The organism is Nocardiopsis sp. NPDC057823, from assembly GCF_042797335.1.
Taxonomy (GTDB): domain Bacteria; phylum Actinomycetota; class Actinomycetes; order Streptosporangiales; family Streptosporangiaceae; genus Nocardiopsis; species Nocardiopsis changdeensis.
This window is the reverse complement of record NZ_JBHVLR010000007.1, coordinates 86,687-99,446: the sequence shown is the minus strand read 5'-3', so window position 1 is coordinate 99,446 and position 12,760 is coordinate 86,687. Positions and strand designations below refer to the sequence as shown.

Genomic DNA, 12,760 nt, shown 5'->3' with positions numbered 1-12,760 from the left:
CGCCCGGGTTCAGCCCAGGTCGGCGGCGGTGGGGACGACCACCCCGTACAGGTCGCCGATGGTGGCCAGGGCGGCGGCGTGCAGCTGCGCGGCGGGCACCTCGGCCACCGGGGAGCGCAGCGTCCGGGTGGCGCAGGCGTCGGCGACGACGGTCGGCCGCAGCCCGTTGAGGAAGGCGCCCTCGGAGCTGAAGGTGACGCACATGTGCGTCATGAAGCCCGCGATGACGACGTTCCCGCCGCGGCCGGTGGCGTTGACGCGCTCCAGCAGGTCGGTGCCGACGAAGGCGTTCGGGGCGCCCTTGACGACGACCTGCTCGCCCTCGGCCGGTGCCACGCGCGGGTGGATCTCCCCGATCTCCTCGCGGATGTCGTAGGGGCTGCCCTCGCCGCCGTCGTGGACGACGTGGACGACCGGGGTCCCGGCCGCGCGCGCCCGGGCCAGCAGGTCGGCGGCGGCGTCCAGGGCCTCGTCCCAGCCCTCCAGTTCCATCACACCCCGGGTGTAGGTGTTCTGGTAGTCGATGAGGACCAGGGTCGCGTCGGCGAGCGCGGCCGGGGCCGGGTCCAGGCCGCTGATGTCGCGCAGGGTGGTGGAGGCCATCGGTGTCGTTCTTCCTTTCCGTGCCGTGCCGCGGGGTGCGGCGTCGGCGGTCCGCCCTCGTGGGGCGGTCACCGTCCACGCTAGGATCGGGACCCCGATGTCGGCAATGTCGTGCGAACCGCAGATTCGGACATGCGGGGCGGGCGCTCCGGCCGGAGGGCGGGCCTGCGCGCGGGGCCATGGACGGGGACGAACAAAGGGGGGTGCCGTGGACGGGCGGCTCGTGGTGGTGATGCTCTTCGAGGGGGTCGACCTGCTGGACGTCACCGGCCCCGCGGAGGTGTTCTCGCTGCTGCGGCGGGAGATGGGCGGCCCCACCGGCTACGAGGTGGTGCTGGCCTCGCCGTCCCTGGACCCGGTCACCACCTCGGCGGGGGTGCGGGTGCTGCCCGACGCCACGTTCGACGACGTCGCCGGGCGGCGCATCGACACGCTGCTGGTTCCGGGCTCGGTCGAGACCGGGGAGGGCTCCGGGATCCGGGCGGTCGCCGACCCGGCGGTGGTGGACCAGGTGCGGCGGCTGGCCCCGCGCTCCCGGCGCATCGCCTCGGTGTGCGTGGGCGCGCACCTGCTGGCCGCCGCCGGGCTGCTGGAGGGCAGGCGCGCCACCACGCACTGGTCGACCGCCCGCCAGCTGGCCGCCGAGCACCCCGGGGTGGAGGTGGACGCCGACCCGATCTTCATCCGGGACGGGGACATCTGGACCGGGGCGGGGCTGAGCGCCTGCATCGACCTGTCCCTGGCCCTGGTGGCCGAGGACTTCGGGCGCGAGCCCGCCCTGCGCGTGGCCCGGCAGCTGGTGGTGTACCTCAAGCGCCCCGGCGGGCAGAGCCAGTTCAGCGTGGCCCTGGACCCGGTGTCGACCACGCGCCGCATCGACGACCTGCGCCACCACATCGCCCGCAACCTGGCCGGGCCCCTCACCGTGCCCGACCTGGCGGCCCACGCCCATGTCAGCGAGCGGCAGCTCACCCGGATCTTCAAGAACGAGCTGGGGACCACCCCGGCCGCCTACATCGAGGCGGCCCGGGTGGAGGTGGCCCGCCAGCGGCTGGAGACCACCGACGACGCCCTGGAGCGGGTGGCCTCGGCCTGCGGTTTCGCCAGCACCGACACGCTCACCCGCGCGTTCCGCCGCGTCCTCAACACGACCCCCGCCCGGTACCGGGAGCGTTTCCGCCTCTCCCCCGAGGCCGTGCGCTGATCCCACCCCCGGCGCGCTCGGGCACGGCAGCACGCATCCGCCCGGGTACGGGCCGACGCTCCACGGCCGTCCGCCGACCCCACCGTCCGGCGGTGACCGGGCGGACGTTCGGGCCACCTCCGCCCCGCGGCAGCGCGGGGCGCCGCGCGGCAACCCCGCAGCACCGGGCTCCGGGCGCGGTGTCCTAACCTCCCAGGTGGCGCAGCAGCAGGGCCCGTACCTCCTCCAGGTCCGTGGGCCCGGCCAGCACCGAGTAGGTGTTCTCGCGTTCGCGCCCCCGCTCCAGGACATGGCCGTCGCCGGTGCGGGACAACCGGTAGCGCTCCTCCAGGTACCCGAACGTGATGGAACAGCCGTCCCCGTACGGGTACGCGGGCAGTCCGGCCGCCTCGGCCCGCCGCAGGATCTCGGGGGTGGCCAGGTCGACCGCGGCCCCCTCCGCGAGGACGTCCAGCAGCGGCCCGCCGCGCCCGTCCTCGTAGGCCCGGGCGATGTCGGCGTAGCCGGCCCCGGCCAGCCGCCGGGCCCGCTCCGGCCCCGGCACCCCGGGCGCGAACCCGACCCGGGGCGACCCCAGGGGCCCCGGGGCGCGCGCGTCGCCGGCCAGGGACATGAGCACCCGGCACACGTCCTCCCACACCGGCGTGGAGTACACCGCCTCCCCCACGGTGGGCGGGAAGTCCGAGCGCCGGCGCAGCTCGTAGGCGTCGCCCACGCGCGACAGGCGGACCGACCCCGAGGGGAGCGTCGCCACGAACGGGTTCCCGAACAGGGTCCGCCCGGGCTCGAACCCGCAGTCGCGGATCCACCCGGCGACCGGCCCGGGCAGCTCGCCGAAGGCGAGGTCGCGCGTCCCCTCGGGCGGGCTCTGCGCCGCGACCGCCTCCCACAGGTACGCGCAGGCCTCCTGTTCGGTGTCGAACTCCGCCGGCTCGGGCCCGGTGGTGTCGGGCGGGTACCGGGAGGGCCGGTACAGCTCGCGCAGGGTCACCGCGTACCGGCCGCCGTCGAGCGGGTAGAGGTTCCAGGCGCCGCGGCAGTACCCGCCGCGCGCCCTGTGCTCGGCGGGCAGGTGGGCCAGGAAGGGGTCGCGGCGGCCGTCGTAGGCGAGGTGGGCGTCGTGCCCGGCCGCGCGCAGCCGCCGCTGGAGTTCGGGGAAGTCCACCCCGGTATCATCCCCGCCCGCCCGCCGCCGGGCGCACCCGGCCCCGGGCACGGAGTGCCGGGGCGGGGCGGGGTCCGTCCGGGCTCAGCGGGTCAGGCCCGACTCCAGCAGGCGGCCCACCGGCCCGCGGGCGGCGAACAGCACCAGGCCCAGGCCGATCCCGGCCGTCGCGATGACCGTGAAGTAGGACGCGTTGTCGATGACGGTGAACAGCTGCCCCAGCAGCCCCGACAGGGACGAGCCCAGGGCGAGGGTGAGGAAGTTGAGGCCCACCATCTGCGACCGGAACGCCCGCGGCCCGATCCGGGTGGCCAGGGACAGCCCGATCGGCCCCACGAACACCTCCGAGGACCCGGCGAGCACCATGAACAGCAGGATCAGCACCAGGGGGATGTGCGCCTCCCCGGTGGCCTCGGAGACGACCAGCAGGAACAGGTACGCGCAGCCGATCTGGGTGAGCCCGACCGCGAACTTGGCCACCGGTCCCGGCTGCCGGTCCCCCAGCAGGTTCCAGAGCCCGGCGATGAGCGGGGTGATCAGCACGGCCGCCAGCGGGCTGGCCGTCGTGATCCAGGCGACCGGGAAGGTCCACCCGCCGATCTGGAGGTCGATGCGCTCGGTGATGAGGATCGAGATCGCCGTGAACTTCTGGAACAGGAACCCGAAGTACAGGCCCGAGACCAGGAACAGCGGCAGGAACCCCAGGATGCGGCGGCGTTCGTCCCGGGAGACCGCCGACGACCTCGTCATCGTCACGAAGTAGACGGCGGCGGCGGTGAGCGCCGCGAAGGTCACCACCGTGGCCAGGTTCTCCGCGCGCAGCAGCCCGGTGGCGGCGGCCGCGGCCACCGCTCCGACGGCGGCCAGGGCGACCAGCGCCACCAGGGGCCGGCGGTGGGCGGGCAGCGGGTCGTTGACCACGCGGGCGCGTTCGGGGAGGGACTTCATCGAGGGGATGTACTGCACCAGGGCGGCGCCCATCCCGATCGCGGCCAGTCCGAACCCGTAGTGGAAGCCGAGCTCGTTCTGGGCCAGCCCGGTGGTGAGGGGGCCCACCACCGCGCCGATGTTGATCGCCATGTAGAAGTACGAGAAGCCCTCGTCGCGGCGGCGGCCGTCGGCGGCGTCCATGACGAAGCCGACGATCGAGGTGATGTTGGTCTTCAGGGCCCCGGTCCCGGCGACGATGAGGGCCAGGCCGACGCCCAGCCCGGCGAGGCCGGGCGCGAACGCGAGCACCAGGTGGCCGGCGGTGATGACGACCGCCCCGTACAGCACCATGTCCTTGGGGCTGACGAGCCGGTCGCCCAGCCACGCCCCGAGGATCTGGGACAGGTACACCGCGCCGCCGTAGGCGCCCACGATCCCGGCCGCCGCGGCCGGGTCCAGGGCCAGGCCGCCCTGGGACAGCTCGTAGAGCAGGTAGAACGAGAGGATGCCCTGGAGGCCGTAGAAGGAGTAGCGCTCCCAGAGCTCGGTGAAGGCCATGCTCCACAGGCCGCGGGGCAGGCCGCGCCGGGAGGCCCGGCCGGGGGCGGCGTCGGGGGCGCCGTGGGTGTCGGGGGTCCCGGGGTTCCGGGGATCGGTGTGCGTCATTCTGCCAGTCCCGCCAGTCGTGCTCCGAAGCGTGCGATGAGCGAGGTCTCCCGCGAGCCCCGGCTCTCCTCCCAGTGGTCGGCGACCCCGAAGAGCCGGTACATGCCGTGCACACCGGTCCAGCGCAGTGGTTCGGGCTCCCACCTGCCCGAGTCGTGATCGTTCCATGGCAGCCGGGTCGCGACGGTGTCGCGTCCGGCGGCGCGGTCCACCAGGGTCCGCGCGGCCAGCCGGGTCGCGGTCACCCCGTGTCCGGCGAAGCCGCGGACGACGCCGACGCGGGTGGCGGGGTCGAAGGTGACGCCCGCGCACCAGTCGCGGGTGACGCCGATGGCACCGCGCCAGGCGTGCTCGATCCCGAACTCCACGCCGGGGAAGAACAGCCGGAGCCGTTCGCTCAGGGTGCGCACGGTGCGGGCGTCCACGACGCCCTGGCCAGGGGTGCCCGAGGCGTAGGCGTAGGGGGTGCCGCGGCCGCCGATGGCGATGCGGCCGTCGGCGGTGCGCTGGGCGTAGACGAAGGTGTGCGCGGCGTCGCCCAGGCACTCGCGGCCCCGCCAGCCGATGCGCTCCCACACCTCGTCCGGGAGGGGCCGGGTGACGATCATGGACGAGTTGACCGGGATGACCCGGCGCGGGCCCAGGCCGGGGGCGGTGCCCGCGACCGTCCCGGAGTAGGCCTCCAGGCAGACGAACACCGTGGCGGCGCGCACGGTGCCGCGGTCGGTGGCCACCGCGCCGGGGTCGACGCGGGTGGCGGTGGTGCCCTCGGCGATGCGCACGCCCCGGCGTTCGACCAGGTCGGCCAGGCCGCGGACGAGCTTGGCCGGGTCCACCCGGGCGGTGGCGCGGGTGAACAGCCCGCCCAGCGCCGGGCCCACGGCCACGCGCTCGGCGACCCCGGCGGCGTCCAGCAGCGACAGCTCGGACTCCTCGTACCCGAAGGCGAGGTCGGCGGCGTGGGCGCGTTCGAGGCGGCGCATGGCGGCGGGGGTGGTGGCGACCTTGAGGTGCCCGCCCCGGTGCTGGTCGGCCTCGATGCCCTCCTCCTCCAGCAGGCGCAGGGTGTCGTCGACGGCGGTGATCATCTCGCGCTGGAAGACGCGGACCGCCTCGACGCCGTCCCGGCCCCGCGCCTGCGCGGCGCGGGCGTAGACGGCGCGGTTGCCGGGGATCAGCGGGGACATCCAGCCGCCGTTGCGGCCGGAGGCGCCGTAGCCGACCTCGCGGGCCTCCAGGACGGTGATCCGCCATCCGGGGTTCTCCAGGCTCGCGGTGTGGGCGGCCCACAGCCCGGTGAGGCCGCCGCCGACGATGACGAGGTCCTGTTCCTCCTCGGGGAGCGGAGTGGTGCGCCGGTCCGCCGCCCGGCCGGGATCGGGGGGCGCGGACATCCAGTGCGAGATCGCACCGTTGCGGTAGCCGGTCATGGACGTCTCCTGTGGGGGTCGTGGGGTGTGCGCGGCGGGGGTCAGTACGTGGGCGGGGCGATCGCCCACAGCACCCGGGCCTCCTCCCGGCCGGTCGTCTCGACGACCTTGTGGGGGCTGCTGCTGCGGTAGTGGATCGAGTCCAGGGCGGAGAGGCGGTGGACCTGGCCGTCCACCTGCACCTCGACCTCGCCGGACAGGACCAGGAGGATCTCCTCGGAGTCCCCGTGGGTGTAGGGCTCGACCCCGGTGGAGCCGCCGGGCCCGAAGTGCCCGAGCAGAACCTCCAGGTGGTCGAAGGCCCCGGGGGTGAGCTTGAACTTGGTCGCGCCCTCCCCGAAGGCCATGCCCCGGGTGTCGCTGAAGCGCAGGACGGCGCTGGCCGCCGCGCCCGGCGGGGCGAACAGGTCGCCCACCGAGAGCTTGAGGACGGCGCACAGGCGCTGGAGGGTGCGGACGCTGGCGTTGGCCTGGTCGCGTTCGATCTGGGACAGGTACCCCTCGGTCAGGCCGGTCTGCTCCGCGACGTCCTTGAGGGTGAGGTGGAGGGCCCGCCTGCGGCGGCGGAGGCGGGAGCCGACGCCCGCCTCGGCGCCGGTCTGGTCGTTCGGCATGGTGAGGAACCTAACAGAACCCCGACTGGGAGCACAATGGATGTTGCCAGCACTAAAGTTTTCTTTAGTGCCCGGCCGTGAGCAGCCGCGATGCCGAAACGCGCGGGTGACGCCGACCGGTCCGGGTCAGCCGTGCCACTCGCAGAAGAGCACGGTGGCGTCGTCGTTGAGCGTGTCGTGGTGGTAGGCCAGCACCTCGTGCACCAGGCGCCGCAGGGTCTCGGGGACGGGCAGGTTGTCCGCCTGGTTGCGGATGACGAAGTCCACGAACCGATCGACACCGAACTCGTTGCCGTCGGCGTCGCGGGCCTCGATGACGCCGTCGGTGTAGAAGAGCAGGCGGTCGCCGGGTTCGAGCCGTTCGCGGCACACCGTCACCGGCAGCCCCAGGTCCATGCCCAGGGGATGGGAGGGGTCGCACTCCAGCTCGCGCACCTTCTCCCCGCGGATGAGCACGGGTGGCAGGTGGCCGCAGTTGACCCACTCCAACATTCCGGTGGTGAGGTGGAGCTCGGCCAGGACGGCGGTGGCGAACCGGGTGCGCACGAACTCCTGGATCAGGGTGGCCTCCACCCCCTGGGGGATCTCGGCCAGCGGCGTGCCCCTGCGGCGCTCGTTGCGGAAGGCCCCGACCGCGAGGTTGGCGATGAGCCCCGCGGCGGTGTCGTGGCCCATGGCGTCGAAGATCGCCAGGTGGACGGTCTCCTCCGTGATGGCGTAGTCGAAGGAGTCCCCGGCGTTCTCGTAGGCGGGCTCGGCCGCGGCGGAGATCGTCACCCGGGCGTCGGCGAAGGTGCCCGGGGGCATGAGCGTCCACTGCATCTCGGCGGAGACCGACATGGGCTCGGTCCGGATGAGCCGCGCGTAGGAGTCGCTGTTGGAGCGCTTGGCGATGACCAGCAGGCCCACCATGGCGGCCAGGTCGCGCATCGCCGAGCGGTCGGGGTCGCCGGCCCAGGCCACGTGGAGCACGCCCAGGCGTTCGGCGCCGTCCAGGATGGGGACCCAGTAGCGCGGCCCGCCGTCCGAGCGCACCGCCACGCCGGTGATGTAGGCCTGGCCCGCCGGCGAGTGGTCGATGGACAGGTCCTCGCCGCCGCCGTGGGCGTCGGGGCCCACGCCGGTGACCTCGCGCAGGACCTGCTGCTGGTGGTCGGAAAGGTAGAACCGGGCCTCGGGCAGGCCGGCCGCGTCGGCCTTCTTGGCCACCAGCTCCGGTAGCTCCTCGAAGGTGGCCAGGTGCCCGGCCCGCACCAGGGAGACCATCAAGTCGTTGGACGAGTGTTGTACGGGCATGGCAACCCCGTTCCCCCGAGGGCCTCTCGGCCCTCCCCTCCGCGGTGTCTTCGCGACCGAACGTCCATGGTCGCACATCCGCCACACCAGGCACAGATACCCACATAGCACTCATTTCGACCAGACCCGGCCATCCAATCCGCATCGGATTAGGTTAGGCTCCCCTCACCACATGGCGGGATCGAGGAGGAACACCGTGACGGGAGCACGAGGGCGCACCGCCCGGCTCGGGGGTATCGCACTGGCGGGGCTGCTGGCGGCCGCGCTCACCGGCTGCGGGGCGGCGGCGCAGGACGACGCCCCGGCCGCGGCAGACGGGGGCGGGGGCGGGGGCGGTGGTGCCTACCCGATCACCGTGGCGACATCCCAGGGCGAGGTCACCGTCGAGTCGGCGCCCGAGCGGGTGGTGGCGCTCGGCTTCTCCTCCGCCGACGAGCTCATCTCCCTGGACATCGACCCCGTCAAGGTCGCCGTCGACCCCGACACGCTGGCCGAGAACGCCCCCTGGCTGGTCGACCCCCTCACCGAGGCCGCCGGGGACGGCGACCTGGCGTCGATCGCCGACCCCTCCCTGGTGACCGCCGACGGCAGCCCCGACCTGGAGGCGATCGCCACCGCGGCGCCGGACCTCATCATCGCCGAGGTCTACCAGGTGCCGGACCGGGCGGCGTTCGACCGGCTCAACGCCATCGCCCCCACCATCACCCCCGACACCGACGCCTTCAACCCCGACTGGGACGAGCGCCTGCTCTCCACCGCCGCCGCGGTGGACCGCACCGAGCGGGCGCGGGAGCTGATCGCCGAACTGGAGGAGGAGTTCGCCGCCGTCGGCGCGGAGGTGCCCGGGATCGGGGACCGGACCTACCAGTGGGTGCGGGCCGACGACAACGGCTACGTGTTCGGCAACGGCTCCCTGTTCGAGCTGTTCGGGATGCGCCCGGCCGACAACCAGGACAACACCCAGACCGCGGCCGCGCTCTCCCTGGAGAACACCGGCGACCTGGACGCCGACCTGCTGGCGGTGTGGGCGCAGACCGAGGAGCGGCAGGCGGAGCTGGAGGCCGACCCGCTGTTCCGGGAGCTGCCGTCGGTCCGCAACGGCACCGTCTACTTCGCGGGCCTGGACTTCGCCAACGCCATCAACTCCCCCGCGCCGATCTCCCTGCGCTGGCTGCGCGACGAGCTGGCCCCAGTGGTCGGCGCCCTGGCCTAGACGGCCACACGGGAACGCCCCCGAGCCCCGCGGCCCGGCGAGGAGCCGGTCCGGTCACCGAACCCCGGCCCCCACCACCCCGCCGGGAACCGGCACCGATGGGCGCCCGGCCGGGTGGGGCGGGCGCCCCTGTCCCCGCCCGGGCGGGGACGGCACCGGTGGGCGCCGCCCCGGGGCGGGGCGTCATCACGCCGGGGTGTCCTCGGGGGCGGGTGCGGCCGCCCGGGCGCGGGACCGCGCCCGGGCGATCCCCACGAAGGCGACGGCCGCCAGGACCACGGTGTAGATGCCCAGGGTGATCGGCCCGGCGAAGAGGACGCCCACGTCCCCCTGGCCGATCGCCAGCGCGCGCCGCAGCTCGGTCTCGGCCAGCGGCCCCAGGATGACCGCGATGAGCACCGGGGCGAGCGGGATCTCGTAGCGGCGCATCATGAAGCCGAGCAGCCCCAGCAGGATCAGGAGCCACAGGTCGGTGGTCGAGTACGACGCCGCGTAGACCCCCAGGACCGCGAACCCGGTGATGCCCGCGTACAGGTACCGGCGCGGGATCAGCAGCAGCCTGGCCCACAGCGGCGCGAACGGCAGGTTGAGGACGAGCAGCATGACGCTGCCGACGAACAGGCTGGCCAGCAGGGTCCAGACCAGGTCCGCGTTGCGCTCGAAGAGCAGCGGACCGGGCTGCATCCCGTACTGCTGGAAGGCGGCGAGCATGATGGCGGCCGTCGCGGAGGTGGGCAGCCCCAGGCCCAGCAGGGCGCCCATCGCGGTCCCCGCCGTGGAGCTGGCCGCGGACTCCGGCGCCGCGACCCCCTCGATCGCGCCCTCCCCGAACTCGTCGGCCCCCCGGCCGCGGCGGGCGCGGAACCGGGCGAGCCGGCGCTCGGTCCCGTAGGCCAGGAAGGTCGGGATCTCCGAGCCGCCCGCGGGGATCGCGCCGAAGGGCAGGCCGAATCCGATGCCGCGCAGCCAGGCGGGCAGCGCCCGGCGCAGGTCGCCGCGGCCGAGCCAGGGCGTCCCCCCCGCGCTGACGGGCGCCGCGGCGTGGCCGCCCCGGTGGACGCGCGACGCCACGTGGAGGACCTCGCCCAGGGCGAGCAGGCCCACGGTCACGGTGACCACGCTGATGCCCTCGAACAGGGAGGGCACGCCGAGGGTGAAGCGCGCGGCCCCGCTCTGGGAGTCGATGCCGACCATCGCGATGGCCAGGCCGATGGTGAGGGCGATGGTGCCCCGGACCATGGACTGGGCGACCACCGCGGAGGTGGCCAGGAACGCGAAGACGGCCAGCGCCAGGTATTCGGCCGGGCCGAACCGCAGGGCGATGTCGATGATGACGTTCGAGAAGAACGCCACGACCGTGGTCGAGACGACCGCCCCGAGGAACGCCCCGACGGCGGCCGTGGCCAGGGCCTGCGGGGCCCTGCCGCGCCGGGCCATCCGGTGCCCCTCGATCGCCGTGGCGATGGCGGAGCTGTTGCCGGGGGTGTTCATGAGGATCGACGTGGTGGAGTCGCCGAACAGGCCGCCGTAGTAGACGGCGGTGAACATGATGAACGCCCCGGTGGGGTCGAGCTTGAAGGTGACCGGGAGCAGGAGCGCCACGGCCATGGCCGATCCCAGTCCGGGCAGGACGCCCACCGCCGTGCCCAGGAGCACGCCGACGAGGGCCCACAGCAGGTTCTCGGGGGTCAGCGCCGCGGCGAAGCCGCCCGCCAGGAGTCCGAAGGTCTCCATGTCAGAGCACCCCTCCCAGGATGCCGGAGGGCAGGTTGAGTCCGAGGCCCGCCACGAAGGCCAGCTGGACGACGGACGAGTACACGAGGGCGACGGTCGCCTCGAAGAGGGGGCGGCGGCCGCCGAAGGCCCAGGCGACGCCGAAGAACAGGAGCGCCCCGGACAGCAGCCACCCGACGGGCTGGAGGAGCAGGGCGAACAGGACCACGGAGCCGAGCACGGTGCCGACGGTGCGCCAGTCGCTGTGAGCGGCGGGCGCGGCGGTGTGGGGGCGCTCGCCCTCCATCAGGGCGCCGACGACCCCGGCGCCCTCGGGCCGGTCGGCCTCCCCGCCGTCCGGCTCGGGGGCGGGGCGGCGGACGACCTGGAGGACCAGGACCGCGCCCAGGACGATCATGAGGGCCGACACCAGGGAGGGGAAGAGCCGGGGGCCGGGCGAGGCGGAGTTGTCCGGCACGTGCATGGCGCCGGTCTGGACGGCGAGGAAGACGCCGATGGCGACGGTGAGCAGGCCGACGAAGATCTCGCTGCGCCCCCGCCACCAGGAGCGGGCCCCGGGGGCCGCGGGGGCCGTGCCGCCGGGGGCGGCCTCGGTGCGGTGGGTGGTCATGACAGTCCCAGCTCCTCGGTGACCTCGGTGATGCGGGCGATCTCGGCCTCCAGGAACTCCTCGAACTCGGGTCCGGACTGGAAGGTGTCGTCCCACCGGTTGCGTTCCAGCGTGTCCTGCCACTCCGGGGTGGCCACCATCTCCTCGACGACGGCGGTGAGCTCGGCGCGCTCCTCCTCGGTGATGCCGGGCGGGGCCATGAAGCCGCGCCAGTTCGGCAGGACCGCGTCCACCCCCTGCTCGGGGAGGGTGGGGTGCTCCTCCAGGCCGTCCACGCGCTCCGGGGCGGAGACGCCGAGCACCCGCAGGTTCCCGGCCTCCACCTGGTCGCGGAACTCGTTGTAGCCGGAGACGCCGACGTCGATGCTGCCGGAGAGCAGGGAGGTCAGCGCCTGGGCACCGCCCGCGAAGGGGATGTAGTTGACCTCGTCGGGGGAGACCCCCTGGGAGCGGGCGGCCAGTCCGGCCAGGAGGTGGTCGGTGCCGCCCAGGGAGCCCCCGCCGACGGCGACCGAGCCCGGGTCGTCCCGCCACTCCTCGACCAGGTCGCCCATGTCCTGGAGCGGCGAGTCGGCGCGGACCACGAACACCTCGTAGTCGTCGGCGACCCGTGCGATGGGGACGACGTCCTCCAGGGTCTGGGCGGAGTCGTTGACGATGATGCCGCCGATCATGACCGTCCCGGTGGTCATGAGGGTCGTGGCCTCCCCCTCGCGCCGCACCGTCTGGGCCAGCCCGATGGTGCCGCCCGCACCGGGCAGGTTGAGCACCTGGGTGTTGTCGACGATGCCGTTGACCCGCAGCGCGTGCTGTGTCTCGCGGGCCACCAGGTCCCACCCGCCGCCGGGGTCGGCGGGGACGAGGATGTCGATCCTCGCCCGCGCCTGGGACTCGTGCGTTCCTGTGAGCGCGGCGTTCACCGCGGCGGCGCCCACGACCAGGGCCGCGCACACGGCCCCGGTCGCCCGGAGGGCCCGCTGCTTGTCCATCTTCACTCCCTCTCGCCCCGATTGGTCCGCCTGGCGGACCGAACGGGCCGCTGTTCGGTTCAGGAAATGATGCGGATCACGTTTGTCCGTGTCAATGGGGCCGCGAAACCTTTGTGCAACATTCCCCCTCCCTCCGGCCGAGGAAGGGGGAACCCCTGGTGAATCCGGGATTTCCCGATCAGGGGAGGGCGGCGACCGGCCCCCGGAGCGCTCTGGCGGGGGCGTGGGCGATGCGTTACGCTGACCACCACAGTCCACTTGATGGTCTTATAGGTCCACCTAGCGGACCACATGAGAGGAGGGCGC

11 protein-coding genes are annotated in these 12,760 nt (G+C 74.0%); 2 read left to right on the top strand and 9 right to left on the bottom strand.

The annotated features are described in order from the left end of the window. Positions 1–9 precede the first annotated feature (9 nt). Complete coding sequence (locus tag ACFVNO_RS14300; protein ID WP_355261669.1) at positions 10–603, bottom strand: isochorismatase family protein; 594 nt, start codon at positions 601–603, stop codon at positions 10–12. A 232-nt stretch (positions 604–835) separates the two neighbouring features. On the opposite strand from ACFVNO_RS14300, the gene ACFVNO_RS14295 reads away from it, so the two are divergent. Continuing rightward, positions 836–1,807 carry a GlxA family transcriptional regulator gene (locus ACFVNO_RS14295; protein ID WP_378892960.1) on the top strand — a complete coding sequence of 324 codons (972 nt, stop codon included), beginning with the start codon at positions 836–838 and terminating at the stop codon, positions 1,805–1,807. A gap of 184 nt (positions 1,808–1,991) precedes the next feature. Here ACFVNO_RS14295 and ACFVNO_RS14290 read toward each other — a convergent pair whose 3' ends face one another. From ACFVNO_RS14290 to ACFVNO_RS14270, 5 genes are all read right to left on the bottom strand, one after another. After that, positions 1,992–2,972: a hypothetical protein gene (locus ACFVNO_RS14290; RefSeq protein WP_378892609.1), complete on the bottom strand. Its 981-nt coding sequence runs from the start codon at positions 2,970–2,972 to the stop codon at positions 1,992–1,994. Positions 2,973–3,056: 84 nt separating this feature from the next. Further along, a complete protein-coding gene (locus ACFVNO_RS14285) occupies positions 3,057–4,568 on the bottom strand; it encodes an oligopeptide:H+ symporter (protein WP_355261682.1) in 1,512 nt (503 codons plus the stop codon). Next, positions 4,565–5,998, bottom strand: a complete 1,434-nt coding sequence (locus ACFVNO_RS14280) for an NAD(P)/FAD-dependent oxidoreductase (RefSeq protein ID WP_378892606.1) — start codon at positions 5,996–5,998, stop codon at positions 4,565–4,567. The genes ACFVNO_RS14285 and ACFVNO_RS14280 overlap by 4 nt, the downstream gene beginning before the upstream one ends. A 41-nt stretch (positions 5,999–6,039) precedes the next feature. Beyond that, a complete protein-coding gene (locus ACFVNO_RS14275) occupies positions 6,040–6,612 on the bottom strand; it encodes an XRE family transcriptional regulator (protein ID WP_355261688.1) in 573 nt (190 codons plus the stop codon). 126 nt (positions 6,613–6,738) lie between these two features. Next, positions 6,739–7,908, bottom strand: a complete 1,170-nt coding sequence (locus ACFVNO_RS14270) for a PP2C family protein-serine/threonine phosphatase (RefSeq protein ID WP_355261691.1) — start codon at positions 7,906–7,908, stop codon at positions 6,739–6,741. A gap of 196 nt (positions 7,909–8,104) precedes the next feature. On the opposite strand from ACFVNO_RS14270, the gene ACFVNO_RS14265 reads away from it, so the two are divergent. Continuing rightward, positions 8,105–9,121 carry an ABC transporter substrate-binding protein gene (locus ACFVNO_RS14265; RefSeq protein WP_378892601.1) on the top strand — a complete coding sequence of 339 codons (1,017 nt, stop codon included), beginning with the start codon at positions 8,105–8,107 and terminating at the stop codon, positions 9,119–9,121. Positions 9,122–9,307: 186 nt separating this feature from the next. Here the strand turns inward: ACFVNO_RS14265 and ACFVNO_RS14260 are convergent, their stop codons facing one another. From ACFVNO_RS14260 to ACFVNO_RS14250, 3 genes are read right to left on the bottom strand one after another with little or no spacing between them, the layout of a single operon-like run. Continuing rightward, positions 9,308–10,855, bottom strand: coding sequence for a tripartite tricarboxylate transporter permease (locus ACFVNO_RS14260; protein WP_355261697.1), 1,548 nt, complete (start codon positions 10,853–10,855; stop codon positions 9,308–9,310). Between the two features lies 1 nt (position 10,856). Next, a complete protein-coding gene (locus ACFVNO_RS14255) occupies positions 10,857–11,465 on the bottom strand; it encodes a tripartite tricarboxylate transporter TctB family protein (protein WP_378892593.1) in 609 nt (202 codons plus the stop codon). After that, a complete protein-coding gene (locus ACFVNO_RS14250; RefSeq protein WP_378892590.1) occupies positions 11,462–12,454 on the bottom strand; it encodes a Bug family tripartite tricarboxylate transporter substrate binding protein in 993 nt (330 codons plus the stop codon). The genes ACFVNO_RS14255 and ACFVNO_RS14250 overlap by 4 nt, the downstream gene beginning before the upstream one ends. Positions 12,455–12,760: the final 306 nt, after the last annotated feature.